Genomic DNA, 24,333 nt, shown 5'->3' with positions numbered 1-24,333 from the left:
AAAAAAAGGGGAGATTAAAGATCTTTTTCAACCCCGCTTTTTTTAAGTGTAAATTCAACGAATTTGTAGCATACTACGATTAATATAGGCCACATAAAGAATAAAATTAATCCCCATGTAGTATTAATGTGTTGTGCTTCCGGATTAATTCCGTTTGGTAAAAGCTGTTCAGAAGCGAAAAGAAAGCTTCCGAAAAACAGTGTTATTAATGCTAAAAATTTTCTCATAGCCACTCCTTAATATGCATGGTCATCAGTTAAGATTTCTTCTTTTGTAATAGGACCAGCTTTTTTCATTTGATACCAAACGTAAATAATGTATCCTAAAACAAAAGGAACAGCAACACTAACCCATGCCATAACCATTAGTGTATATTTAGAACCAGATGCGTTTTGAATAGTTAAACTGCTTTGTAAGTCAGCATAGCTTGGATAAAACGCTGTACCGTTAAGACCGGCTAATGTAAATACGATAATTCCGATTAATACTGTACCTAAACCTGCAGCCCAGATACCTTTTTTAGAACTACCGAATCCGCTTTGGAATACACCAAGAACGAATAAAACAACACCTACTAGGAATACGATTAACTGAATAGCACCGAATGCTAATAGGTTTTGTAAATATTTACCTGCAACTAATGAAACAGTACCTTTTGGATCATGAATATTGTATGCATAACCTTTCATAGTAATTAAACCGTAAAGAACAATTACTAAAGCTACAAGTAAAACGATGAAACATCTTTTTACTACCGCTCTTAGTCTTGCGATTACATCAGCAAAATCATTATCGTCAAGGTCGTTAATTAGCCATAACGCTCCTAAAATTCTAGCTACTGCAAAAACTAATACACCCATTGCAAGGTTAAACCATGCACCGTGTCTGAAGTCGATAGCAGCTTCAAGACCTCTTAGGTTGAATCCGTTTGCTGCAGTTCCCCATTCTAAAACTCTTGTAGCAGGATCATATGTAAAGTTTGAACCTGTAAAGAATGTACCAACAGCTGCACCGATTAAAACGATACCAACTAAACCGTTGAAATATAGGAAAAATTTATATGCGCCTTTACCGATAAGGTTGTTGCTTCTGTTCATATATTCATATGATACCGCCTGAAGTACGAATGCGAAAAGAATTAACATCCATACCCAGTAAGCACCACCGAATGATACTGAGTAAAATAGTGGGAATGCCGCGTATAACGCACCACCGAACATAACTAATGTTGTAAATGTAAGTTCCCATTTTCTACCAAGTGAATTTAAGATACCTCTCTCTTCCACTTCAGTTTTAGCTACGTGAAATAGTGTTTGTCCACCTTGAACAAATGTCATAAATAAGAATAGTCCTCCAAGAACCGCAACGATTATCCACCAGTAAAACTGTAGATAAAAATGCGTTGCGTCCACTGTAATTGGTGCCCAAGTCATTAGTGCGCTCCTTTTGGTCCGTTTTTAACGACCGTAAATAGGATTTTAAGCTCTGCAATACCAAGGATTACGAATGCTGTTAAGAACATAAAGAATGTTGCTTGCACATTTGTTAAGGCGATTGGTGTAACAGATTCGCTTGTCGGTAAAATACCGAATACTGTCCAAGGCTGTCTTCCGATTTCTGCAGTCATCCATCCGAAACTTGTACCGATCCATGGTAACGGAACTGAAAGTACCGCAAGTTTTTGAACAAGTGTATTGTTTTCGAAAGTACCTTTTATGATTGCAACATAAGCTAAGATGAATAGTAAAATGAACCAGAATCCAAGTGCAACCATGATATGGAATGAATAGAATACTGGAGCTACCGGCGGATATAATTTAGTAGGATCAGTTAAGTATCCGTATCCCATTAAGTCAGCTCTTGTAACTTTAACGCCGTTAACATCAGCTACAACTTTATAGAATGCAGCTTTTGCAGCTTCCATTCCAGCTTTGTCGCCTCTTGCTTTAGCCGCATGGTATGCTTTTAGAGCTTCAATAGCTTTTGCACCTTCTTCATGTAATTTTTCAAATGGCCAGATTCCGTATTTAGGATTTCCGTTTACTAAATCTTTTAAACCTGGTACGAATGCATTGATATCTCTTTTTCCAAGAAGTGACAACATTCCAGGAAGTTCGATTTTAAATGCAAATGCCTGATCATTGCTAGTAGTAGTTCTAGGGTCTACTGTTTTAGGAATACCGATCGCTACGATAGGTGCACCTTTTTGACCTACGATCAGACCTTCTGCCGAAGCAATTTTAGTAGGCTGTGTATTAGCTACTTCATATGCATGTTCGTCACCGATTACCGCTGTAAAGATTGATGCGATTAAACCGAATGCCGCTGCAACAGTTGCAGATTTTTTTGCAAATTCTTTATGTTTGCCTCTAAGTAGATATAAAGATGAAATACCAAGAACGAATACAGCCGCTAATGTATATGCGCTGCTCACAACGTGTAAAAATTTAACCTGTGCAACTGGCTGAGTAATCATTGCAAAAAAGTTTGTCATTTCAAGTCTAGCGTTGTCTATATTGTATCTATAGAATTCGCTGCTTGGATGTTGCATAAATCCGTTTGCAATAAGAATCCATAATGCTGAAAGGTTTGAACCTACCGCTAATAACCAAGATGAAGTTAAGTGAACGCCTTTGCTTACTCTTTTCCATCCGAAGAATGCGATAGCCGCAAATGTCGCTTCTAAGAAGAACGCAACAATACCTTCAACTGCAAGTGGTGCTCCGAATAAGTCACCAACAACCCATGAGTATGTAGACCAGTTTGTCCCAAACTCAAATTCGTGAATAATACCTGTAGATAAACCGATTGCAAAGTTAATACCGAAGATTAACTGCCAAAATTGCGTAATTTCTTTCCATTCAGCTTTTCCAGTTTTTACGTAAATCGTTTCAAAAAACGCTACGATAAACGACATACCGAGAGTAAACGGTACGAAGAAAAAGTGGAAAAGTGCCGTCATAGCAAACTGGGCTCTCGCCCATTCAAGCATGCTGTAATCTACCATGCTATTCCTCCTTTTTTTGTTTGTCGGCTGTGATTTTAGTTAACTGATTGATGTAAAGCGCTCTTTGAGCTTCTTTCCCTTTTACTTTAGAATTTAAAGTAGGAAAGAAAAAAACCTTAAGCACTACAAAAATCACAACCAACTTAATAATGATTATCAGCCAAAGCCTTTGACCGATACTTGACATGTTTTTAAAACCGTCAATGTAAAAAAACAGAATGCGTTTAATCATAAGCCCTCCTTCGAGGCTACGGAAATTATATATCAAAAAAATGGGGGTGTCAATAAATTTTAATCTATATTTAATAGAAAAATAGTCTTTTTATACATATGAATATTCATTTAGGTTAATTAATGTAAAATTTCTGTCAGATTGCCCTAAAAAAGGGCATTTCGGAGAAAAGTATCTTTTATTCTGATACTGTAACTTCTTTAACTTCGCTTTCCCATAAACCGTGTTTTGTGCAGTAAGCCATAGCAGTAAGTTTTAGTTTGTTTGAAGTAGGAACAATGTAGAAGTCAACTTCAACGTGGTCTTTTTGATTGCCAAGTGTTCCAGGTGTAAATGTCGCCTGTCCTAACAGTGTTTCACCGTTCCATAATTGAACATATGCGATGTAATGATCAAAATCATCCGGATGAGAGTATTCGTTTCCAACTTTAACTTTAACTTTAAATTTTTCACCTTTTTTAGCTGTGTCTTCACAGTGTACGAATGGTGAGTGTCTGTCGATGTAGTCTTTTTTTGCTTCTCTGTCTATTTGAGAAATGTCTTGATATCTGTTAATTTTTGGCATTTTTGCCTCCTTTTGTTAAAATTTTTAAGTATTATAACAGAAAAAAATAAAAAAGACAAATTTTATCTTTTTACTTAAATACTCAATTAATAAAAAATATTAAAAAGGCGATAATGAAAAGTATAGAAATTTTTACGGACGGAAGCTCCCTGGGGAATCCCGGACCCGGCGGATGGTGTGCTATTTTGAGATATAAAGGACATGAAAAAATTTTAAAAGGCGGAGAAGATCATACTACAAACAACAGAATGGAACTGACAGCTGTAATTGAAGCTCTCAAGGCATTAAAAGAGCCCTGTGAAATTAATCTTTATTCCGATTCTACTTATGTGCTTAAAGGGCTTAGCGAATGGCTTGAGGGATGGATTAAAAAAGATTTTAAAAACGTAAAAAACCCGGATTTGTGGAAAGAGTTTATAAATGTAAGCAAAAAGCATAAAATTAATGTGAACTGGGTGAAAGGGCATTCCGGACACAAGGAAAATGAAATTTGTGATAAAATTGCAAAAGAGGAAGCTGAAAAAAGGAAAAAATAATGCTTATTTCCCAGGAAGATATTAAAAAATACCTTTCACAGGTGCCGCCTATTCCAGAAAATGCAATGAAAGCGTTAAAATATTTAAAAGAAGGCGATTTAAAAAAAGCGGCACAGGAAGCCGAAAACGATCTTGTATTAAAAAAGCAGATTGAACATGTTGTTAATTCCGCATATTTTTCTCTGCCTAACAAAGTTGAAGATACTGTGCAGCTGTTTACAATGATAGGTCTTGAAATGGCCAAAAGCCTTGTATACAGTTATATTGTTTCACTTTTAGAGCCAAAGGAATGGAAAATATTCAATATTAATTTTAAAGATTTTCAGGCTCAGTTTCTTGCTTCGTATGAAGAATATATGATTTTGGAATTTGGAAAAGAGACATATAAAAAATATCCGGAAATAGGAGCAATTATACCTGTGGCGGTGTGCGTATGCGATATGCTGCTCGGAGATAAAAAAGATAAACTTGATTTAATATTGGAATCTTCCCCTTTAGAAATCGGAACTCTTCTTAAAAGAATGACTGGAGTAACGCTTTTTGGTATTGCGGCTGAAATAGCGAAAATCTGGGAACTTGAAGAGGAAAAATGCGAAATAATCAAAAACAGCGAATGTATTAAATGTGAAAATCCGATCAGCGCGCTTACGCATTTTCTGTTTTTTTACATGGCCAGTAAGCCTCAGTTTATGGATTTAAACTCTTTAATAGAATTTAATCCTAAATGTATGGATTTAATACCTAAAACAACACAAAGGATAATGAATGCAGATTAAGGAATTAGAAAAGAGCTTGGGGTATCAGTTTAAGAATGAGAAATTGATAACCGAGGCTCTGACACACAGAAGTTATAAAAAAGAGGTAAACAACGAAAGGCTTGAATTTTTAGGCGATGCGGTTATGGATCTGATTGTAGGGGAATATCTTTTTCATCTTTTTCCAAAAGCAGAAGAAGGGACACTTTCGAAATTAAGAGCCGCTCTTGTAAATGAGGATTCTTTTACAAGGCTGGCAAAAAGACTTAATTTAGGAAAATTTTTATATCTCTCTCCTGCCGAAGAGAATAATAACGGAAGGGAAAAGCCGTCTATTCTTTCAAGCGCTTTTGAAGCGGTAATAGGTGCTATTTATCTTGAGTCCGGGTTTGAAAAAGCAAAAGACGTGGCTCTTAAACTGTTAAAAGAGGAATTTCCTATTATTACGCCTGAAGAGCTTCTTAAAGATTATAAAACCACTCTTCAGGAGATTACACAGGCACATTTCGGGGTTGTTCCCGAGTACAGGCTTATAAGTGCGAGCGGACCCGATCACAAAAAAGAGTTTGAAATCGGAGTGTTTATTCAAGACAAAGAGTATGCCAGAGCAAAAGGTAAAAGTAAAAAAACCGCACAGCAGGAAGGTGCAAGGCTTACTATCGATATGCTGAAAAAAGAGCTCGATATTTAATTAAGTTGAGGAGTAGTTAAGTGGTTAAGTTGTGAAGGTGATAGAAAAGATGGGAATAGAAGAGGATAAAGAAAGGACTAATAGTAATGTTTAACAGTTTCGGAGAGATATTCAGATTTACGACATTCGGCGAATCTCACGGTAAAGCCATAGGTGTTATAGTTGACGGGGTTCCTGCCGGGCTTGATTTTGACGGAGAATTTTTGCAAAGCGAGCTTGACAGAAGAAAACCCGGCAAAAACAGATTTGCCACACAAAGAAAAGAAAGCGACACCGCAGAGGTGTTAAGCGGGGTGTTTGAAGGCAAAACGACCGGTACCCCTATTGCAATCGCTATTTTTAATAAAGATCAAAAAAGCAAGGATTATTCAAACATAAAAGATCTGTTCCGTCCGGGACATGCGGATTTTACTTACTGGCATAAATACGGAATCAGAGACTACAGAGGCGGCGGAAGAAGCTCGGCCCGTGAAACGGCCGCAAGGGTTGCAGCCGGAGCGGTTGCCAAAATGATTCTTAAAGAGCTTAATATAGAAGTAAAAGCCGGAGTTATCGAAATAGGCGGAGTAAGAGCCGAAAAAGAAAATTATGAATACGCTAAAACCTCTCCGCTTTTTGCCCTTGATGAAAAAACTGAAAAAAGATGGATAGAGCTTATAGATGAAAAAAGGAATGAGCATAATTCTTTAGGAGGGGTTGTTAAGTTAAAGATAGAAGGTCTTCCTGTGGGGCTTGGAGAGCCGATATATTACAAACTGGATAATATTCTGGCAAGCGCAATGGTAAGTATAAATGCCGTAAAAGGCATCTATATAGGCAACAGCGAGGCACATAAACTCACAGGTCTGAAAAACAACGACGAAATCTCAAAAGAAGGATTTTTGAGTAATAACGCCGGAGGGGTTTTAGGCGGTATAAGCAACGGAGAAAGCGTTGAAGCGGAAATTTATTTCAAACCAACACCTTCTATTTTCAAAACTCAAAAAACAGTTGATATATACGGAAATGAGGTTGAGGTTGATTTGAAAGGAAGGCATGATCCGATTGTTGCAATCAGGGGAAGTGTTGTTACCGAATCAATGGCGGCGTGTGTGATAGCCGATATGCTTATGCTTAATATGACCAGAAAAATGGAATATATAAAAAAAATATATCAGTAAATATGAACGGCAAGCCAAACGGCCGTTTTTTTTGTTTTGAGCAGTGTATGAGGCGTATTTGCGGGTATAAACAGCCAATCTCCCGATTTTAGTTTTTTTACATCTCCGTTTATTTCTATTTTTGCACAGCCTTTTAAAAGCACTACGAATTCGTCTTCTTTTTGAACAAATATCTGAGGAGTTTTCAGGGTATTTGAAACGATTTTTTTTATTTCTATATTTTTGTATTTTAAAAGAGTATAAAACAGTTCACTGTCGATTTCAGGCAGTTCGTTTATTTCAAGTAAATTTTCTTTTTTCATTTTATTTTTTTTGAAAGTTCCCAGAATTTTTTAAGAGCCCTTTTTTCCTGCCAGCCTATTTTGTAGTAAATGATATTATCAAGATAATCTTTTGCCTCTTTTACCGAAATTCCGGTTTTGTCAGCATATTTTTTAAGTGTAAGATAAGGTATTTTCTGTTTTTTTCTTAAAAATTCGTTTATAAGTTTTTTGTATTTATCATGGCTGCGGTTTGTGCAAAACAGGGCAAATACGAAAGGCAGTTTATATTTTTCATACCAGACTTTTGCCAGGTCCGTGCAGTTTTTTTCTTTAAACGCTTTGTCTCCGATGACCACTTTTCCGTTTGCATGAAGAACTTTTGCCAGAACGTTTGAAGTGGCTGATTCTATATCGGATCCTTCCCCCGGGCAGACTAAAACGGTTTTAACTCTTTTTTTTGCAGCAATGCCTGCATTTAAGCATTTTTTGTTTTGTGCTTTTATAGAAGAGATAAAGGCTGCGTCGATTATACCTTTTTCAAACCAGCCGTTTACTATTGAAGGATATGCTTTTTTTGTTTTTATCCCTTTTTGTTTTAAAAATTGATAAAATGGCAAAAGGTTTAAATAATCGATATGACCTATTAGCATATTAACCTTTTTTGGGTAATATTTTATCATATAATATGCTGTTGATATAGCAAAGAAGGAGTTTTTGATGGTAAAAGTAGAATTTTTGGGCCCTATTGGAAAAGAAAGCATTGAATTGGACGTGAAAAACCTGAAAGAATTAAAAGAAGTTTTAAATAAAGACGAGGAGCTTTCCAAATGGCTGGAAAACAGCGCTGTCGCAATTAATGATAAAATAGTAAAAGAAATCGACGCTGTTTTAAACGACGGAGACAGAGTAGCGATACTTCCGCCTGTATGCGGAGGATAAACTTTAATGAAAAATAAACAGTGAAAATTAATAAGGAGAGCCGATGTTAGAAGTTTTTAAAGGAGGAGTTCCCGTAATTCCGACACTGGAAAGATGGTATGAAGAATTTAAACTTGAAGGATACGGAGCTATGATACCGTTTATCGGAATAGTAAGACCCGATAACGGAATTGAAGGGCTAAGTTTTGATCTTTATCTTCCGATGCTTAACGACTGGTTTAAAAAATGGCAAAATCTTGAAGACTGTAAAATAACCATGGCGCACAGTTTCGGTGATGTTATGGTAGGCGAGACAAGTTTTTTATGCGCTATTTTTACAAGACACAGGACGGAAGGTTTTAAGTATCTTGAAGAGTTTGTAGAAGATTTTAAAGCAAACGCGCCGATTTGGAAATACGATTTGATAGACGGAAAAAGAATTTTTGCCGAAGACAGGGCAAAAGACCTTCCCGGAGCCGGTTTGTTAAGCGAATAAAAACATAAGGAGAAGTAATGGCACATATAAGTTTTGATGATTCAATAAAAATTTTAAAAGAAAACCTTCCGGATACAAAAGAAAGCGAGAGAGTTTTTTTGGAAAACGCCTTAAACAGGGTGTTGGCGGATGATATTAAAGCAAAATACGATAATCCGTATATGCCGACCGCTTCAATGGACGGATTTGCGGTTAGACATGATGATATTGACGAAGAAATAAAAATAATAGGAAGAAATCCGGCCGGAACTTTTGAATATACAAAAATTAAAAAAGGTGAAGCGGTTAAGACGTATACCGGCAGTTTTATGCCTGAAAACAGCGATACGCTTGTGCCTATAGAAAATGTAGAAGTCATGGGAGATAGACTAATAATAAAAGAAAAAGTCCAAAAGGGTTATTCCGTAAGACCTGTAGGGGAAGATTTTAAAAAGGGAGAAGTCCTTCTTAAAAAAGGCACTTTAATCAAAGCCGGAGAAATCGGCGTTCTTGCTTCTCTAGGCATACCTGTCGTAAGCGTTGTCAAAAAGCCCGTTGTGTCTGTTGTAGCGACCGGGGAAGAAGTGGTTGACCTTGATGAAGAGTACAAAATGGGGCAGATAAGAAGTTCAAATAATTATACACTTGCCGCACTAGGTAAAAGCCTGGGATATGAAACCCATAATCTGGGAATAGCGGGAGACAACAAAGAAGATATAAAAAGAAAAATAACATCGGCTCTTAAAAACAGCGATATTGTTGTGACAACGGGAGGCGTAAGCGTCGGGGATTTTGATTTTGTAAAGGAAATCACAGGTGAATTTGAAGTTCTCTTTCACGGAGTAAACATCAAACCTGGACAGTGGATTATGATTGCGCGTGCAGGAGACAAATATATTGTTTCTCTTCCGGGATTTCCGTACAGCAGTTTCGTAACGTTTTTATTATACGTAGTTCCTATAGCCGACAGTTTTGAAAATAAAACCTCGTTGAAAACAGTAGAGGCAAAACTGAGAGACGAGTTTGTGAAAAAATTTAAAAAAACCCAGTTTGTAGCGGTTAATATTTCTTTTGAAAACGGTGAATACGTTGTAGATGTAAGAGGCAAAAAACAGGGAAGCAGCGGAATTCTTACGAACCTGATAGGCAATGAAGCTCTTATGATGCTTCAAGAGGGACTGTATACGCTAAAAGCCGGGGAAAAAGTAAAAGTGATTCTCTATTAGATATAATTTTAAAAAAATACAAAAGGATGTGAAATGAAAAAACTGGTATTAAGCGCATTGGCGGCGGCAAGCCTTTTTGCGGGTAATTTTATTAATCTGCAGGTTAGCAGTGACAATGTAATGGTAGAAGGTCAGGCAAAAGTTACTTATCAACAGCCTTTTTATGCAAGAGGCGGATATCTGATTCATTCTGATAAATCAAATTTCTTTTATGCGGGAGTTAAAAGCGAAGGCCAGGCGATAGGACTTGATCTGCCTGTTAAGTTTTCACTGTTTATGGATTTTGTTCATACTGATCACAACTCTGCTCTTCCTATAGGTTTAGGTGCGTCAGGATATATTCAGCAGTTTTCTCTTCCGGTGTTTGTAAGAGGAGAATTTGAATATGCTCCGAATATTTTAAGTTTTGACGAAGCTGATAAATTTATGAAATTTAAAGTGGAAACGGGAACACAGTTTATTGAAAACGGTGAGGTTTTTGCAGGTTACAGGGATATAAAATTTAATCACACTTATGACAGCAGTTTATATGTGGGAGTGGGCTTTACATTTTAATTGAGCCTATTTCACTAATACTACTTGACATTTAAATGATAAAGTTTTATAATTACAAAAAACTTAAGGAGAGAAAATGTCAAGAGTAGTAGGATTCAAAAAAATAGAAGCTGTATTTAAAAAAGCGGCAAGTTTAGAACTGGATAAATCTAAAGCAGACAGAATTATCGATATTGTTGAAAAAAAATTTCATGATTTGCTGTTAGTTGCAGTGGAAAAAACAGGATTTAACGGCAGAGATATTATTATGCCGGCTGACTTGCCTTTAACAAAAGGTTTTGAAGAAAGCATCAGAGAATTTAAAAAACTTGAAGAAGAAGTTGATTTGAAAGACGTGTTATTATATTTAGAGCAGATTCCGCCTCTAAAATATCCGATTTCAAAAGAGCTTGAAGAAGTGCTTCCGGAATATATCGGAGCTTTAATGTTAATTGTGGCAAGAGTTCTTAAACAGCTTGGAGCTCATAAAAAACCTAGTGTAGAAGATATTGAAAAAGCTGAAAGAATTTTAGACCTGACTTTATAATCGGGTCTTTTATTCTTTTTTATTTTATTACTGATTGGTGACAGACACCGATAAAGTTGTGGAGTAAACAGGTGGTGAAGCAGTTAAGTTGTGAAGGCTGAAGGGTAAGAATTGAGAATTAAAAAATCGGGGTCCCTGAAAGTCGTAAGATTTTTTGAGATGAAAAGAGAATTAAGAATTATTTTAGTGTCAGACGCCTATAAATTTAAAATAGATAATAAAGTTAGTCAGTTTGATGATGTATTTAGTATAATTTCATAAAAAAGGCTGTTAATGGAAATTAAAACACCCGCATATGTTATAGAAGAAAACCTGCTTGAAAAAAACCTTAAAATTCTTGACAGGGTGCAAAAAGAAGCCAATGCCAAAATTCTTGTGGCTTTAAAAGGTTACGCTACATGGTCCACTTTTGATTTGCTTGAAAAATATCTCAGCGGAGCTACCGCAAGCGGTTTATGGGAAGCGAAACTTGCCAATATGAAACCATGGGAAGTGCATACATACTGTCCGGCATTTAAAGAAAGCGAAATTGACGAAGTGGCTGATATTTCACATACTGTGGTATTTAACAGTTTTAATCAGCTTGAAAGATTTGAAGACAGGGTAAAAGAAAAATCTTTAATAGGACTTAGGGTAAATCCCGGAGTGTCAAGTTCTCCGGTACCGTTATACGATCCCTGCGCTCCGTTTAGCCGTCTTGGTATTCCAAAAGCCAATTTCAAAGCAGATAAACTTAAAAACGTAAGCGGGCTGCATTTTCATGCGCTTTGCGAACAGTTGGACACGGCGCTGGAAAAAACTCTGGAAGGGTTTGAAAAGCTTTACGGAGAGTATCTTAAAGATATGCAGTGGGTGAATTTCGGCGGAGGGCATCATATTACGAGAGAAGGATACGATGTCGATCATCTGATAGAAATGATAAAAGAATTCAGAAACAGATATCCGAATATAAAAGATGTTTATTTAGAACCTGGCGAAGCGGTGGGGCTTAACGCCGGATATCTGATGGCGGAGGTGCTCGATATTATTGACAACGGGATGAAAATAGCCATACTCGATACATCTGCCGAGGCTCATATGCCAGATGTTTTAGCCATGCCTTACAGACCTGTAGTAAGGGGAGCGGGAGAGCCTAATGAGAAAAAATACACTTACAGACTCGGGGGAGTTACATGTCTTGCCGGGGACGTTATAGGGGATTACAGTTTCGATGAGCCTTTACAGATAGGAGATAAAATTATATTTGAAGATATGGCAATTTATACAATGGTTAAAAATACGGCATTTAACGGTATAAAGCTTCCTGATATAATCATAAAAAGAAAAGACGGATCAGTTTATAAAGCAAGAGAATTTCATTATGAGGATTTTAAAAACCGTTTAAGTTAAAGTTCTCGCTGAATTCTTTTACTTTTCTAAACGGTATGGCAGGAGAGAATATATATCCCTGTATATAGTCTATTCCCATTTCTTGTAATAAATTTAACTGTGATTTTTTTTCCACGCCTTCCGCCACTACTTTTATATTTAAATCTTTACAGAGGTTTATTGTGTTTTTACAGACCAGATAGCCTTTTTCGTCTTCTATTTCGTCAATGAGGGATTTGTCCAGTTTCAGCTCTTCTATTGTATATTTAATAAGCGTTTCGAGAGATGAATAGCCTACTCCAAAGTCGTCTACCGAGATAGGGAAATTTTTGCTTTTGAGTTTTTGAATGTTTTTTTGCGCATCTTTATTTATAAAACTTCTTTCAATAATTTCAAACATTATATTTTCATTTTCGAATATTGATATGATTTTTTCCATAGCATCGCTGCTTTTTAACGTATCTGGATGGAGATTAACGCTTATTTGAGGGTAAAAATTTTCATTCTTCCATTTCTGCAGGTCTTTTTTTACTTCTTTGCACACCCAGACGTCTATAATGGGAGCCAGTCCAGATTTTTCTATGATATCCAAAAAGAAAGGGCCTTTTATCTGACCGTTGTCGTTGTATCTTATAAGCGCTTCGTATTTTAACGCTTTATTGTTTTTAATGTCTATTTTAGGCTGGTAATAGATTAATAAATTGTCCTGGTTTAAATTGTTTATAAGTTCGTTTAATTTTGTATTCGCCTCTATTACTTCCTGATTTGCCAAAAAAGCTTTAATGTCTTTTTTGGCTCTGATTTCTTCTTCAATTTCCAGGTTTGTCTGAAGTATGTGTTTTTTGTTTTCGAGTGACTGTATTTTGAAATATTTTTTAATGAAATACGAATATACGGCCGTATCTACAGCCAGTAAGAATATTTGAAATAAAGGTATGGAAAATGAATTGCTTTTAAGAAAACCGTCAAATAAAATAGGAGTGGACCAGACTACGTGGTAAGAGGTAAAATGTACAGGCACCGTATGTACAAATATATATGCGGCTGCAAGATTAAAAAGAGGCAGCAGCACAAACGGCAAAAACAGAAATCTGTTAAATACAACGATTAAGAAAATCAGAATATCGTTTATATTAAATATCACGAAAGGGGACGCTATTTTGGCTACCGTTTTAACGGTAGAGTTTTTAGCGTTAATTAAAATAGCAATAAGAAGACTGGCGCCTATTCCGGCTCCTCCGATATTGATAAAAATCCTGTGAAATTCTCCGTAGGTAAGATTCGGAAACATATGTTTAAAAAGTATTTCTTTTCCGAAAAGTGCATTTACCATATGTTCCCCGTGTATACCGAAAAACCAGAAAAGCTGTACGAAAAAATCTCTTATTGCGAGAATTACAATATCCGGAAGATTGAGTTTTAACGGATTGTATTTATCGATAATTATGTCCATAACCGCGTCTATGGCAATATATGCCGCCATAGCCGCAATGTATGCAGCAAAAAATACGAAGATATAATTAAAAAATCTGTATATATGATAGTTTCCGTCTGTTACGTTTATATGCAGTGAAAATTTTGGGTAAAGTATTTTTAAAAAGTATGTACTTACAATCGGTGCAAAAATCGTAGCAGCCGTAAAACCGTACGGCAAAACCAGTTTTGAGTGAGGGTGCTCATATATCAGAATGGACAGAAATGTAACCATTGAAAGAATAATGGCTATTATTTCGGAAACTTTTATCCTTTTCGCCACAAAAAATGCAATTGACACTATTGCTACGAGAGAAGTGAATGAAAGAACGGATCTTTCAAAACGGAAAACTATATCCGCAGGTATAATGTTTATGTGAAAGTATGATACGAAAATATTAAAAAGAGCAAGAAAAGCGCTAAAAATAATAAAAGGTATTACAGCTATAAAAGCCTCTTGAAGAGTTATAATAAATGCAATGATTTTTTTATTCAAAAAAAATTTCAAGTCCCGCCTTTTTTAAATTTTTGGAATTATATCAGATGTTTTGTGTCTAAATTTAAACACTGAACGACTCTGCATACCGTTTGACCTTGTTAAAAGGTATTGCAGGAGAAAAGTAATATCCCTGCACCAGATCGACATCTATAAATTTTACGCTGTTAAACTGCTGTTTGGTTTCAACTCCTTCTGCGACTACCGTGCATTCCAGATCGTGACACAGACTTACTATATGTTTGCAAACAACGTAGCCTTTGTGCGTGTCTATTATATCAATCAGGGATTTGTCGATTTTTAACTCGTAAATATTTAATTTTGTAATTACCTCCAGGCTCGAATATCCTATGCCGTAATCGTCTATTGCGATTTTGAAGCCGTGTTTTTGAAGGTTTTTAATGTTTTGTTCGGCATTTTTACCGTAAAGAAAGCTTCTTTCAATTATTTCAAACACCACTTTTTTATCTTTAAAAATCTGAATTATTTTTTCAACAGCATCTTTGCTGCTGAGGGTGTCCGGATGAAGGTTAACGCTTATTTCGGGGTAAAAACTTTCATTTTGCCATTTTTCAATATCTTTTTTTACTTCTTTGCACACCCATATGTCTATAATAGGAGCCAGCCCCGCTTCTTCGATTATAGGCAGAAATGAGGGGCCGGTTATTTTGCCGTTGTCGTTATATCTTATTAACGCTTCGAATTTATTGCATTTGTTGTGTTTAATGTCTATTTTTGGCTGATAATATATTTTTAAATTATGTTTATTGAGTGAACTGATTGTCTCATCCAGTTTTGCCTGTGCGGCTATTAGCTGTTTTTGGGCTTTAAAAGCGTATACGCCTTCTTTTGATTTTATTTCCTCCGAAATGTCAAGGTTGTGCTGAAGTATTTCTTTATGGGACGAATATGATTTGGAGTTTACGAATTTTTTGGTGAAATAAATATAAACGGAAGTGTCTATAACGAGCAAAAACAGCTGCAGAGCCGTGGCCGATAAATTGCCTCCGGTTTTTAAATACGTATCTATAAATACGGGTGTCGTCCACGCAACATAATAATCGGTAAAATTTATATGTACGAAATGTAAAAAAGAATAGGCTATTACGATATTTAAAATCGGAAGGAATACAAAAGGTATTAAAAAGAATCTGTTTAAAACGATTACGGAATATATCAGCAGGGTGTTAATGTTAAAAAACACAAAAGGAGTCGAAATTTTTGTTATGTACATTAAAGCTTTTTCTTTAAAATAGATCCAAAAAGAGATCAGCATGCCGAGTCCTACACCGGCTCCTCCTATAAGAACGAACATTCTGTTGAATTCTCCAAACGTAAGGTTCGGGAAAGCTTCTTTAAAAAGTATGGCCTTTCCGAAAAGACCGTTTACGGTGTGGCTGCCGTGTATTCCGACAAACCACAGTATCTGTACCAGAAAGTCTCTAATTATCAGGGTTAATATATCAGGAATGTTTAATTTCAAAGGATTGAAGTTATGTAAGAAGTAACTGATTATCACTGCAAAGAATATATATAAATTAACGGCTGCAATATAGGCGGCAAAAAATACAAATAGATAATTAAAAAGTTTATATATGTGATAATTTCCGTCTTCTATATTGATATTTAAGGTTAGTTTCGGATAAAACAGTTTCAAAAGGTAGGTTGAAAGCACCGGGGATATCAGCGTGGCCGGGGTAAAGCCGTAAGGAAGAACAATAGGGATGGATATGTCGTCTATAAGTTTAATTGTGGAGGTATAACCCTGGATATTGAAAATATATATTGACGAATTTTCTATAAGAACGAGTGTGACAAATACGCTGACGGATAAAATAACGGCGATTATCTGTGAAACTTTTAACCTCTGTGCAAAAAAATAGGATATTGCTATTACAGATACGATAGATGAAAACGACTGAAGTATTTTTGAAAGATACAGAATGTTTTTTTGGGAAATAAAAAAAAGATCCGTATTAAAATAAAGCAAGAAAGAAAACAGCAGGGTAATAACCGACGTTAACAGAAAAAAAGGAACAATTGCCGTAAATGCTTCTTGTAATGTAATAATAAAAAGCAATATTTTTTTATTTTTTATAATTTCGTTCAAAAAAGGCCTTCTTTGAAAAGAGATACTGCTTATATACATATTATCAAATAAAAGTGACATAAAAGTGAAAAAACATATTAATGTATATGCAGTTTGTTACGGGTGTGTAAATTCGTTTAATAATGCATAATTTCATCTTTGGTATAATACCGCCAAAAAAAAGGCATATGTTTTGGCAAAAAAACTTATAATTGTCGAATCACCGGCAAAAGCAAAAACGATTAAAAATTTTTTGGGTAAAGATTATGAAGTAGTGGCGAGCAAAGGGCACATAAGAGATTTGCCTAAAACTTCTTTCGGGATTAAGATTGAAGACGATTCTTTTATACCTCAGTACAGAGTGACAAAAGACCATCAGGCGATTGCCAAAGAACTGAAAGAAAAAGCAAAAAAAGCCGACACGGTTTATATAGCGACGGATGAGGACAGGGAAGGAGAGGCTATCGGTTATCATATTGCCCACGTAATAGGCAAAAAGCCGGAAGAACTTCCAAGAATAGTGTTTCATGAAATTACCAAAACAGCTATAAAAAAAGCCCTTGAAAACCCGAGAACCATTGATTTGAACAGGGTAAACGCCCAGCAGGCCAGAAGACTTCTTGACAGAATAGTGGGATATAAACTTTCCCCTCTTCTCAATAAAAAAATTCAAAAGGGTCTTAGTGCAGGTAGGGTTCAAAGCGCAGCCCTTAAACTCGTAGTGGACCGTGAAAGGGAAATTAAGGCCTTTAAACCTCAGGAATACTGGAGTATTGAAGGGATTTTTAAAAAAATAGAGGGCTCTTTAATTAAATATAACGGTAAAAAACTTGATAAATTCGATATTAAAACCAAAGACGAAGCTCACAAAATAGTAGACGAGTTAAAACCTCTCGAATATACTGTAAGAGAAATAGAAACCAAAACAACTACCGTAAAATCCCCGGCGCCGTTTATGACTTCGACACTTCAGCAGGTAGCCAGCAGCGAGCTCGGGTTCAGTCCGAGAAAAACAATGCAGATTGCGCAGAAACTTTATGAAGGTGTTAAAACGCCTGTGGGTGAAACGGGTATTATTACATATATGAGAACGGACAGTCTTAATATTGCCAAAGAAGCTCAAAAAGCGGCATTGGAATTTATTAAACAAAATATAGGCGAAGAGTATGCCCAGCCTAAAACATACCATACGAAAAACCAGACCGCACAGGAAGCGCATGAAGCTATAAGACCTGTTGATGTAAGGTTAACGCCGGATGATCTTAAAAACTATTTAAAGCCTGATGAGCTTAAACTTTACACTCTGATTTTTAACAGATTTTTGGCAACCCAGATGAAAGACGCCAAATTTGAAACTCAGAATATTTACATATCAAACGATAAGGGCGAATTTAAAATAAGCGGAAGAAAACTGATATTTGACGGATTTTATAAAGTATACGGAAAACCTAGCGCAAATACACTGCTTCCTGAATTTGAAAAAGGCGAGATATTAAAACCCGAAGAGGTTAAAGCAACCCAGCATTTCACCAAACCGCCTGAAAGATATACCGAAGCCAGCCTTATTAAAAAACTGGAATCACTCGGAATCGGAAGACCTTCGACATACGCTCCTACGATTACGCTTTTGCAAAACAGAAACTATGTTGAGGTAAAAGAGAAAAAACTCCATCCTACGGAAATAGCTTTCAGTGTAATTGAAACGCTTGAAAAGCATTTTCCGGATATTGTGGACGCCAACTTTACGGCAAATATGGAAGAGATGCTTGACAGCGTAGCCGAAGCGAAAAAAGACTGGCAGGAGGTGTTAAAAGAATTTTATAATCCGTTTATGGAGCTTGTAAACAAAGGATACAAAGAGATCCCTTCTCAGAAAATTGCAAAACCGATTGACGAAACGTGTCCTCTTTGCGGCTCTCCTCTTGTAATAAGAAAAGGAAGATTTGGCGAGTTTATTGCTTGCAGCAGTTATCCTAAATGTAAATATACAAGGCCTCTCGAAGAAAAAGAAGAGAAAAAAGCCGATGTTAAATGTGACAAATGCGGTGCCGATATGGTTGTGAAAAGAGGTAAAAGCGGAGAATTTCTGGCATGCAGCAATTATCCTGAGTGTAAAAACACAAAACCTCTAAACGAACCCGAAATTTTAGACGATGTAAAGTGTCCGGAATGCGGAGGCGATATCGTAAAAAGAAAATCAAGAAGAGGAGAGTTTTACGGATGCGCGAATTATCCTAAATGTACGTTTATTTCAAAATACAGACCGGTTAACAAAAAGTGTCCGGAATGCGGATATCTGATGGCAAAAAGAACATACAGAAAAAAAGAGATTTACGAATGTATTAAATGTAAACATAGAGAAGACGCTGCAGATTAAGCAAAGAAAATTTTTTATTTAAGGATAGGATTTGAAAATAGGAATAATGTCCGATACTCACAGAAAGACCGGAAGGGCAAAAAAAGCTATAGATTTATTGATCAATGAAGGGGCGGAGTTTATACTCCACGCCGGAGACATTGTTCAGGAAGAAGTGCTTGAATATCTGGAAAAAGCTCCTGTGAGATATGCGGCGGTGCTTGGAAACAATGATTTTCATCTGTATAAAGTGGTAGACAAATACAATCTTACAACAGAGCCTCATTATTTTAAACTGGCGGGTAAAACATGGAAACTTATGCACTATCCCAAATATATGTTTCCTTTGGATACTGATATTATCGTATACGGGCATACACATGACGTGGATATAACGTTCAACGGTAAAAACCTGATATTAAATCCGGGAGAGGTTTGTGCCAGGGATCACGGGTTCAGCACCTGTATGACACTTGATATTACGGATGAGAAGTATATTGTTACGCTGTTTTACAGGAAAATAAAAACGGATGAATGGAAAACTAAAGTAAAAGAGTTTACTCTGCCAAAGGTATAATATGAAAAAAATATTTTTGTGTGCGATCAGCAATATAAGAAGCGGCGCATGCAATGAAGACTGCAGATTCTGCACGCAAAGCGTGAAATGGGGAGCGGATATAAACCGTTTCAGACAAAAAGACATTGAAACTATAGTTAAAGAAGCCAAACTGGCCAAAAAAAACAGAGCCGCCGGTTTTTGTCTTGTAACCAGCGGCAGGGGACTTGATGAAAAAACGCTTGAATATGTCTGCCGCGCGGCTGAAGCTGTTTCCAAAGAGGTGGATATTTCCATAATCGCGTGTAACGGCACCGCCGATAAAGACTCTCTTAAAGAGCTTAAAAAATCCGGAGTAAAAATATATAACCACAATCTTGAGACAAGCCGGGAATATTATCCCGAAATATGCTCAACCCATACATGGGATGAGAGGTTTGAGACATGTGAGAACATTAAGTCAGCAGGACTTCAGCTCTGCTGCGGAGGGATATTCGGAATGGGAGAAAGTAAAAGCGATATTGAAAGTTTTATAAAATCGTTAAAAATGCTAGACCCGGAAGGAATACCTCTGAATTTTTTTATTGAAAACGAAAAGCTTCCTTTAAAAGCCACACACGATAAAGAGTTTGCGTTAAATCTTGTAAAGAGATTTGCAAATGAGTTTAAAGAAGCTATAATAATGCTGGCAGGGGGAAGAGAGATCGTCTTTGGTGAGAGATGGACCGAAGCTCTGAGAGCCGGGGCTAATTCCATAGTTATAGGCGATTATCTTACCACAAAAGGTGAAAGACCCGACAGGGATCTTAAAATTTTAATTGACGAAGGGTTTGAAATAGCCAATGAGTGCTGAATTTTTAATAATTTCATTATCGGTAATACTGTTAATATCACCTTTTTTAAGCAATATATTAAAACTTCCTATTTCCATGGTTGAAATAACTCTTGGAGCGGTATTCAGCGCAGTCGGGCTTATACATCATAACGAAATGTTCAATTTGCTGGCGGAAGTGGGATTTTTGTATTTAATGCTTTTAGCCGGAATGGAGGTAAATTTAAAAGATCTGTTAAAAATGGAGAAATCCCTTTTTAAAAAAGGCGTTCTTTTTTTATTTATTTTAGTTGTGTCGAGTTTTATTTTTGTGTTTTTATTCAGCTATTCAAAAGTGTTTTTGGTAATTATGCCACTGATTTCCATAGGTCTTATGATATCCATTCAGCAGGAAATAGGTAAAAAAGAGTGGCTGGATCTGGCAATTAAAATAGGCGTGCTGGGAGAACTTATTTCTATCCTTATTTTAACGGTCGTAAGCGGATATTTTGAGTTCGGCTTTGATAAAAAACTTTTAATCAATATAGGCATACTGTTTTTGTTTTTAATTTTTCTTGTTTTGGCGTTTTTTCTTATCAGAGCAATTTTTTGGTGGTTTCCGAAACTTAAACATTATCTGATGCCGGGGGTGGATAAATATCATCAGGATGTAAGAATAGCAATCAGTTTTTTCTTTATTATGATCGCTTTTTTAATGAAAATACATCTTGACGTTGTACTCGGCGCTTTTGTTGTAGGGGTGTTTATTGCAACGTTTTTCGAGCACAATAAAGACCTTGAACACAAACTTGCGCCTTTTGGATTCGGGTTTTTGATTACTATATTTTTCGTGCATGTCGGAAGCTCGCTAAATCTTTCTTTGATTTCTATGCAGATGCTGAAAGATTCTTTAATGATAGTGGGAGTTATGATTCTTGTGAGAATTTTTGCTTCTGCTGTTTTTTATACGATGCTGGGTATTAAAAAAACGCTTCTTTTTGCGTTGTCGCTTTCTATGCCTTTAACGTTATTGATTGCAACCGCAACCCTTGCGCATCAAAACGGAACTATAAGCGATTACTGGTACAATGTGCTTGTTTTTACGGCTGTTCTTGAAGTAATAATCGTTATGATAAGCGTGAAAATAATAGAGAAAAAATTTTAGCTGTAAAGCGTATACAGCTCTTTTTCTTCAAACTCTACCCTTGCTTTAAGGGCTTTTCCGAGTTTTTCAAGTTCGTTTTTAAACTGTTCCGATTCAATTTTTTTAACGTTGTCAAATCTGTTTATAAATCCTGAAATCGCTTTGGAAATCGATTTCATTTCTTCCTGTTTCTGATTTATGAAATTTAAGATTTTTTCGTTGTATTTATATTTGCTTTTCATATACGTGTAAAAGTAGTTATCCTCATAAATTATGTGCAGTCTGTATTCGTAATGAAACTTTTTAAGTATTTCAGGAATTTTTTCAAAATTCTGTTTTTGAAGATGTTTTTCGATTTTATTAAAAAGTGAAAAAAGTGTTTGATGATCGTCTTTTAATTCAGTGATCAGTTTGTCTTCATAAGTATAAATTTTTCTGAGTTTTGCCAGTATGTTTTTTAGTATGCCCATTGTCTGTCCTTTCCGAACTTTTCATATTATAGCTTATATTAAATGAAAATTAATTGATCATAATCAATAAAACTCTAAAAGTCTTATTTGATATAATTTCATCAAAAAGGACATTAATGGTAGTTACCAGATTTGCACCCTCACCTACGGGATATTTACATATAGGAGGACTCAGAACCGCACTTTTTAACTGGCTTTGGGCGAAAAAAAACGAAGGAAAATTCAGACTCAGAATCGAAGATACGGATTTAAGCCGTAACAAACAAGAAGCGGTAGACGCGATACTTGAAGCGTTTAACTGGACGGGGCTTCACTGGGACGGTGAAGTAGTGTTCCAAAGCGAAAGATTTGATAAATATAAAGAATACGTAAACGAGCTTTTAGAAAAAGGCATGGCCTATAAATGCTACCTTACAAAAGAAGAGCTTGAAACTATCAGAGAAGCCAGAATGAAAGGCGAAGAGCCTCCTATCGATATCAGAAAATACAGAGATTTCAAAGGCGAGCTTGATCAGCCTTACGTTATCAGATTTAAAGCGCCTTTAAGCGGGACAGTCGGCTTTGAAGACGGAGTAAAAGGAAAAGCCCAAATCGACGCAAGCCAGGTTGACGATTTCGTAATCGCAAGAAGCGACGGAACACCTACTTATAACTTCGTAGTGGTAATAGACGACCACGAAATGGGAATGACGGATATAATAAGAGGGGACGACCACTTTACGAATACATTTAAACAGGTGCTTGTATATAAAGCGTTCGGGTGGGACGTGCCGAAATTCTATCACGTGCCTATGATTCACAACGAAAAAGGCTCTAAAATGTCCAAAAGGGACGGAGCCGTTGACGTTATGGAATATAAAAGAGAAGGTTATCTTCCGGAAGCTCTTTTAAACTTCCTTGTAAGACTCGGATGGAGTCACGGTGATCAGGAAATATTTTCAATTGAAGAGATGATTAAACTTTTCGATCCGAAAGACATAAACAAGGCTCCTAGCAGATACAACAAAGAAAAACTCGACTGGCTGAACCAGCACTATATTAAAAACTCTCCAAATGAGAGAATCGTAAAACTTCTAAAAGAAGATTTTGGTGTGGATATCGAAGATCATGATAAAAAAGAAATATTAATTGATGAACTTAAAGATAGGGTAAAAACACTTAAAGAAATGGCCGAAGAAATTAAGAAGATCCTTTCAGAACCTAAAGAATACAACGAAAAAGCGGTAAAAAAATTTTTAAAAGACGAAGTTATTGCAAATCTCAGGGAATTTTTAGTGTTTTTAAACGATAAAGACCCTAAAACACCGGTTGACTGGCATGATATAATGAATGAATTTTTAGAACTTAAAGGTATAAAACCAAAATTCCTTATGCCGCCTTTGCGTATTGCGATGGTGGGGGATACCAAAGGTATAGACCTCTCTGCTATGTTAAGTATTCTCGGCAAAGAAGAAGTTAAAAAAAGAATCTCTTCTCTTCTTGCAAAATTTGAGGTTTTTTAAACCTCTTTTGCTTTTGAAAACAATAAAAATAAAGCATACATAACTGCGGCATAAACCATATCAAATCCTAAAATCGCAATAATTACACCCATTGTAACAACAGCTGAAAGGGCTGTTTTGGTTTTAAGCAGTTTAAGTGCCGATAAAGATACCAGAAAGTAGATTAAAACAAACACGCCGTTTGAATATGTTATTAAAAGATCCACTTTAAAGTTGAATATAAATTTTAAAATACTGATTGCCAGAATAATCCCCATAATAACAAAAAGAGCCTTTTTAAACCCGATATTCAGGGTGGTGGCAAGGCGTGTAAGGGAAGCGACGTAAAGATTAAGAGCCATAATACATATTATAAACGCGACAACGGCCATAATTTTATCGGCATAAGGCATAATATGCGAAGCTACAATAACCAATGAACGCAGGTTTTTGCTCTCATTCCCGTAAGCGTTAAAGGCAAGAAGGGAAAAAGTTACCGCCATATACATAAACGCCACAGTAATTATCCCTATTACAACCGCTTTGAAAAAGTCGTTTTCGTTTTTAAACTCGTGCGAAATATGGCTCATGGCTTCAATACCGACAAAACACCAGAAAATTATCCCGAGTGTTTTTATGATGTGAATTTCATGCGGCGTTATTTTGTAACTGTGAAAAAGCGAAACTAAAAAAAATGCAGAAATTATGGTAATTATCGTAATTGTGATCAATATATTGATATTAGACGAAACTCTAAGGCTTAATAGGTTTAGAATAAGAATAATTAAGCTTGCAAGAATTATGAATTCTATAAGATAGCCGTTTCCGAATGCACCGGCGAGATATGACGCAGCAGTTATAATTACGACAGGAGGGCCTATGGGTATTATTGAAAGATACAAAAGTTTTGTTGCAAATCCCGTCTTTTTGCCGAAAGCCTCTTCCACAAACGTGGCGCTACCGCCGGCGCTCGGATACAGATTACCTAATTTTCCGAAAATAAACGCTACCGGCAGTATCATCAAAGCCATAATAAACCAGAGTATAAGTGCCGCCCATCCGCTGTATGTCGCACTCAGGGCCGGAACTATAAAAACACCGCTTCCAAGAAGCGTAATTACAATCGTAGCCGTGCCTTGTGAAAGGGAGAGTTTCATAAACCGCCTTTTTTAAAATTATA

At 36.2% G+C, this 24,333-nt stretch carries 26 protein-coding genes; 15 read left to right on the top strand and 11 right to left on the bottom strand.

Going from position 1 to position 24,333, the window contains the following annotated elements; genetic code table 11:
• Window positions 1-14 precede the first annotated feature (14 nt).
• The 5 genes from ACZ5EP_RS07270 to ACZ5EP_RS07250 form a co-directional block, all read right to left on the bottom strand.
• Window positions 15-227: a hypothetical protein gene (locus ACZ5EP_RS07270; RefSeq protein ID WP_464508562.1), complete on the bottom strand. Its 213-nt coding sequence runs from the start codon at window positions 225-227 to the stop codon at window positions 15-17.
• 9 nt (window positions 228-236) lie between these two features.
• The gene (locus ACZ5EP_RS07265) at window positions 237-1,433 is read right to left on the bottom strand and encodes a cytochrome d ubiquinol oxidase subunit II (RefSeq protein ID WP_127679214.1); all 1,197 of its coding nucleotides are present in this window, start codon (window positions 1,431-1,433) and stop codon (window positions 237-239) included.
• Window positions 1,433-3,007: a cytochrome ubiquinol oxidase subunit I gene (locus tag ACZ5EP_RS07260; protein WP_464508561.1), complete on the bottom strand. Its 1,575-nt coding sequence runs from the start codon at window positions 3,005-3,007 to the stop codon at window positions 1,433-1,435. The genes ACZ5EP_RS07265 and ACZ5EP_RS07260 overlap by 1 nt, the downstream gene beginning before the upstream one ends.
• A gap of 1 nt (window position 3,008) precedes the next feature.
• Window positions 3,009-3,239 carry a DUF4492 domain-containing protein gene (locus ACZ5EP_RS07255; protein WP_464508560.1) on the bottom strand — a complete coding sequence of 77 codons (231 nt, stop codon included), beginning with the start codon at window positions 3,237-3,239 and terminating at the stop codon, window positions 3,009-3,011.
• A 178-nt stretch (window positions 3,240-3,417) separates the two neighbouring features.
• Window positions 3,418-3,804, bottom strand: a complete 387-nt coding sequence (locus tag ACZ5EP_RS07250) for a class II SORL domain-containing protein (RefSeq protein ID WP_464508559.1) — start codon at window positions 3,802-3,804, stop codon at window positions 3,418-3,420.
• A gap of 113 nt (window positions 3,805-3,917) precedes the next feature.
• Here ACZ5EP_RS07250 and rnhA point away from each other — a divergent pair, with 113 nt between their 5' ends.
• The 4 genes from rnhA (at window position 3,918) to aroC (ending at window position 6,946) form a co-directional block, all read left to right on the top strand.
• Window positions 3,918-4,340 (top strand): ribonuclease HI, encoded by a 423-nt coding sequence (gene rnhA / locus ACZ5EP_RS07245; RefSeq protein ID WP_127679218.1) that lies wholly within the window; start codon window positions 3,918-3,920, stop codon window positions 4,338-4,340.
• Complete coding sequence (locus tag ACZ5EP_RS07240) at window positions 4,340-5,116, top strand: HDOD domain-containing protein (protein ID WP_464508558.1); 777 nt, start codon at window positions 4,340-4,342, stop codon at window positions 5,114-5,116. The genes rnhA and ACZ5EP_RS07240 overlap by 1 nt, the downstream gene beginning before the upstream one ends.
• Window positions 5,106-5,786: a ribonuclease III gene (rnc, locus tag ACZ5EP_RS07235; RefSeq protein ID WP_464508557.1), complete on the top strand. Its 681-nt coding sequence runs from the start codon at window positions 5,106-5,108 to the stop codon at window positions 5,784-5,786. The genes ACZ5EP_RS07240 and rnc overlap by 11 nt, the downstream gene beginning before the upstream one ends.
• A gap of 86 nt (window positions 5,787-5,872) precedes the next feature.
• On the top strand, window positions 5,873-6,946 hold the full coding sequence (gene aroC / locus ACZ5EP_RS07230) for a chorismate synthase (protein WP_464508556.1): 1,074 nt from the start codon (window positions 5,873-5,875) through the stop codon (window positions 6,944-6,946).
• Here aroC and ACZ5EP_RS07225 read toward each other — a convergent pair.
• A complete protein-coding gene (locus tag ACZ5EP_RS07225) occupies window positions 6,940-7,248 on the bottom strand; it encodes a cupin domain-containing protein (RefSeq protein ID WP_464508555.1) in 309 nt (102 codons plus the stop codon). The two genes, aroC and ACZ5EP_RS07225, sit on opposite strands and share 7 nt — an antisense overlap.
• On the bottom strand, window positions 7,245-7,889 hold the full coding sequence (locus ACZ5EP_RS07220) for an MqnA/MqnD/SBP family protein (protein ID WP_464508554.1): 645 nt from the start codon (window positions 7,887-7,889) through the stop codon (window positions 7,245-7,247). Before ACZ5EP_RS07220 ends, ACZ5EP_RS07225 begins: the two co-directional genes overlap by 4 nt.
• A gap of 37 nt (window positions 7,890-7,926) precedes the next feature.
• Between ACZ5EP_RS07220 and ACZ5EP_RS07215 the strand changes: the two genes are divergently transcribed.
• The 6 genes from ACZ5EP_RS07215 (at window position 7,927) to nspC (ending at window position 12,298) form a co-directional block, all read left to right on the top strand.
• Window positions 7,927-8,148, top strand: a complete 222-nt coding sequence (locus ACZ5EP_RS07215) for a MoaD/ThiS family protein (protein WP_127679224.1) — start codon at window positions 7,927-7,929, stop codon at window positions 8,146-8,148.
• A 43-nt stretch (window positions 8,149-8,191) separates the two neighbouring features.
• Complete coding sequence (locus ACZ5EP_RS07210) at window positions 8,192-8,623, top strand: molybdopterin synthase catalytic subunit (protein ID WP_127679225.1); 432 nt, start codon at window positions 8,192-8,194, stop codon at window positions 8,621-8,623.
• A 17-nt stretch (window positions 8,624-8,640) separates the two neighbouring features.
• Complete coding sequence (locus ACZ5EP_RS07205) at window positions 8,641-9,828, top strand: molybdopterin molybdotransferase MoeA (protein ID WP_464508553.1); 1,188 nt, start codon at window positions 8,641-8,643, stop codon at window positions 9,826-9,828.
• Between the two features lie 33 nt (window positions 9,829-9,861).
• Entirely contained in the window at window positions 9,862-10,383 is a 522-nt protein-coding gene (locus ACZ5EP_RS07200) for a hypothetical protein (protein WP_464508552.1), read from the top strand.
• Window positions 10,384-10,459: 76 nt separating this feature from the next.
• Window positions 10,460-10,909 carry a DUF1931 family protein gene (locus ACZ5EP_RS07195; protein WP_464508551.1) on the top strand — a complete coding sequence of 150 codons (450 nt, stop codon included), beginning with the start codon at window positions 10,460-10,462 and terminating at the stop codon, window positions 10,907-10,909.
• 273 nt (window positions 10,910-11,182) lie between these two features.
• Entirely contained in the window at window positions 11,183-12,298 is a 1,116-nt protein-coding gene (nspC, locus tag ACZ5EP_RS07190; RefSeq protein ID WP_464508550.1) for a carboxynorspermidine decarboxylase, read from the top strand.
• Here nspC and ACZ5EP_RS07185 read toward each other — a convergent pair.
• Together ACZ5EP_RS07185 and ACZ5EP_RS07180 are read right to left on the bottom strand one after the other, a co-directional pair.
• On the bottom strand, window positions 12,279-14,258 hold the full coding sequence (locus ACZ5EP_RS07185) for an EAL domain-containing protein (RefSeq protein WP_464508549.1): 1,980 nt from the start codon (window positions 14,256-14,258) through the stop codon (window positions 12,279-12,281). The genes nspC and ACZ5EP_RS07185 overlap by 20 nt on opposite strands.
• A 52-nt stretch (window positions 14,259-14,310) precedes the next feature.
• Window positions 14,311-16,356 (bottom strand): EAL domain-containing protein, encoded by a 2,046-nt coding sequence (locus ACZ5EP_RS07180; RefSeq protein WP_464508548.1) that lies wholly within the window; start codon window positions 16,354-16,356, stop codon window positions 14,311-14,313.
• 172 nt (window positions 16,357-16,528) lie between these two features.
• Here ACZ5EP_RS07180 and topA point away from each other — a divergent pair, with 172 nt between their 5' ends.
• Genes topA through ACZ5EP_RS07160 form a run of 4 tightly spaced genes read left to right on the top strand, consistent with a single transcriptional unit; the run spans window position 16,529 to window position 21,223 of the window.
• Window positions 16,529-18,712, top strand: a complete 2,184-nt coding sequence (topA, locus tag ACZ5EP_RS07175) for a type I DNA topoisomerase (protein ID WP_464508547.1) — start codon at window positions 16,529-16,531, stop codon at window positions 18,710-18,712.
• A 31-nt stretch (window positions 18,713-18,743) separates the two neighbouring features.
• Entirely contained in the window at window positions 18,744-19,268 is a 525-nt protein-coding gene (locus ACZ5EP_RS07170) for a metallophosphoesterase family protein (protein ID WP_127679233.1), read from the top strand.
• 1 nt (window position 19,269) lies between these two features.
• On the top strand, window positions 19,270-20,100 hold the full coding sequence (locus tag ACZ5EP_RS07165; RefSeq protein ID WP_464508546.1) for a biotin synthase: 831 nt from the start codon (window positions 19,270-19,272) through the stop codon (window positions 20,098-20,100).
• Window positions 20,090-21,223 carry a cation:proton antiporter gene (locus ACZ5EP_RS07160; protein ID WP_127679235.1) on the top strand — a complete coding sequence of 378 codons (1,134 nt, stop codon included), beginning with the start codon at window positions 20,090-20,092 and terminating at the stop codon, window positions 21,221-21,223. Before ACZ5EP_RS07165 ends, ACZ5EP_RS07160 begins: the two co-directional genes overlap by 11 nt.
• On the opposite strand, the gene ACZ5EP_RS07155 is transcribed toward ACZ5EP_RS07160, so the two are convergent.
• A complete protein-coding gene (locus ACZ5EP_RS07155; protein ID WP_464508545.1) occupies window positions 21,220-21,672 on the bottom strand; it encodes a hemerythrin domain-containing protein in 453 nt (150 codons plus the stop codon). The two genes, ACZ5EP_RS07160 and ACZ5EP_RS07155, sit on opposite strands and share 4 nt — an antisense overlap.
• A gap of 116 nt (window positions 21,673-21,788) precedes the next feature.
• On the opposite strand from ACZ5EP_RS07155, the gene gltX reads away from it, so the two are divergent.
• A complete protein-coding gene (gene gltX, locus ACZ5EP_RS07150; protein WP_464508544.1) occupies window positions 21,789-23,174 on the top strand; it encodes a glutamate--tRNA ligase in 1,386 nt (461 codons plus the stop codon).
• On the opposite strand, the gene ACZ5EP_RS07145 is transcribed toward gltX, so the two are convergent.
• On the bottom strand, window positions 23,171-24,310 hold the full coding sequence (locus ACZ5EP_RS07145) for an amino acid permease (protein ID WP_464508543.1): 1,140 nt from the start codon (window positions 24,308-24,310) through the stop codon (window positions 23,171-23,173). The genes gltX and ACZ5EP_RS07145 overlap by 4 nt on opposite strands.
• Window positions 24,311-24,333 lie beyond the last annotated feature (23 nt).

This window comes from Nautilia abyssi, assembly GCF_055388085.1.
Note: the sequence above shows the minus strand (reverse complement) of the source record. Positions and strands in the feature narration are given on the sequence as shown.

Coding starts and splice junctions, on each gene's coding strand:
- ACZ5EP_RS07270 (WP_464508562.1), bottom strand. CDS start 227: ATGAGAAAATTTTTAGCATTAATAACACTGTTTTTCGGAAGCTTTCTT.
- ACZ5EP_RS07265 (WP_127679214.1), bottom strand. CDS start 1,433: ATGACTTGGGCACCAATTACAGTGGACGCAACGCATTTTTATCTACAG.
- ACZ5EP_RS07260 (WP_464508561.1), bottom strand. CDS start 3,007: ATGGTAGATTACAGCATGCTTGAATGGGCGAGAGCCCAGTTTGCTATG.
- ACZ5EP_RS07255 (WP_464508560.1), bottom strand. CDS start 3,239: ATGATTAAACGCATTCTGTTTTTTTACATTGACGGTTTTAAAAACATG.
- ACZ5EP_RS07250 (WP_464508559.1), bottom strand. CDS start 3,804: ATGCCAAAAATTAACAGATATCAAGACATTTCTCAAATAGACAGAGAA.
- rnhA (WP_127679218.1), top strand. CDS start 3,918: ATGAAAAGTATAGAAATTTTTACGGACGGAAGCTCCCTGGGGAATCCC.
- ACZ5EP_RS07240 (WP_464508558.1), top strand. CDS start 4,340: ATGCTTATTTCCCAGGAAGATATTAAAAAATACCTTTCACAGGTGCCG.
- rnc (WP_464508557.1), top strand. CDS start 5,106: ATGCAGATTAAGGAATTAGAAAAGAGCTTGGGGTATCAGTTTAAGAAT.
- aroC (WP_464508556.1), top strand. CDS start 5,873: ATGTTTAACAGTTTCGGAGAGATATTCAGATTTACGACATTCGGCGAA.
- ACZ5EP_RS07225 (WP_464508555.1), bottom strand. CDS start 7,248: ATGAAAAAAGAAAATTTACTTGAAATAAACGAACTGCCTGAAATCGAC.
- ACZ5EP_RS07220 (WP_464508554.1), bottom strand. CDS start 7,889: ATGATAAAATATTACCCAAAAAAGGTTAATATGCTAATAGGTCATATC.
- ACZ5EP_RS07215 (WP_127679224.1), top strand. CDS start 7,927: ATGGTAAAAGTAGAATTTTTGGGCCCTATTGGAAAAGAAAGCATTGAA.
- ACZ5EP_RS07210 (WP_127679225.1), top strand. CDS start 8,192: ATGTTAGAAGTTTTTAAAGGAGGAGTTCCCGTAATTCCGACACTGGAA.
- ACZ5EP_RS07205 (WP_464508553.1), top strand. CDS start 8,641: ATGGCACATATAAGTTTTGATGATTCAATAAAAATTTTAAAAGAAAAC.
- ACZ5EP_RS07200 (WP_464508552.1), top strand. CDS start 9,862: ATGAAAAAACTGGTATTAAGCGCATTGGCGGCGGCAAGCCTTTTTGCG.
- ACZ5EP_RS07195 (WP_464508551.1), top strand. CDS start 10,460: ATGTCAAGAGTAGTAGGATTCAAAAAAATAGAAGCTGTATTTAAAAAA.
- nspC (WP_464508550.1), top strand. CDS start 11,183: ATGGAAATTAAAACACCCGCATATGTTATAGAAGAAAACCTGCTTGAA.
- ACZ5EP_RS07165 (WP_464508546.1), top strand. CDS start 19,270: ATGAAAAAAATATTTTTGTGTGCGATCAGCAATATAAGAAGCGGCGCA.
- ACZ5EP_RS07160 (WP_127679235.1), top strand. CDS start 20,090: ATGAGTGCTGAATTTTTAATAATTTCATTATCGGTAATACTGTTAATA.
- ACZ5EP_RS07155 (WP_464508545.1), bottom strand. CDS start 21,672: ATGGGCATACTAAAAAACATACTGGCAAAACTCAGAAAAATTTATACT.
- gltX (WP_464508544.1), top strand. CDS start 21,789: ATGGTAGTTACCAGATTTGCACCCTCACCTACGGGATATTTACATATA.
- ACZ5EP_RS07145 (WP_464508543.1), bottom strand. CDS start 24,310: ATGAAACTCTCCCTTTCACAAGGCACGGCTACGATTGTAATTACGCTT.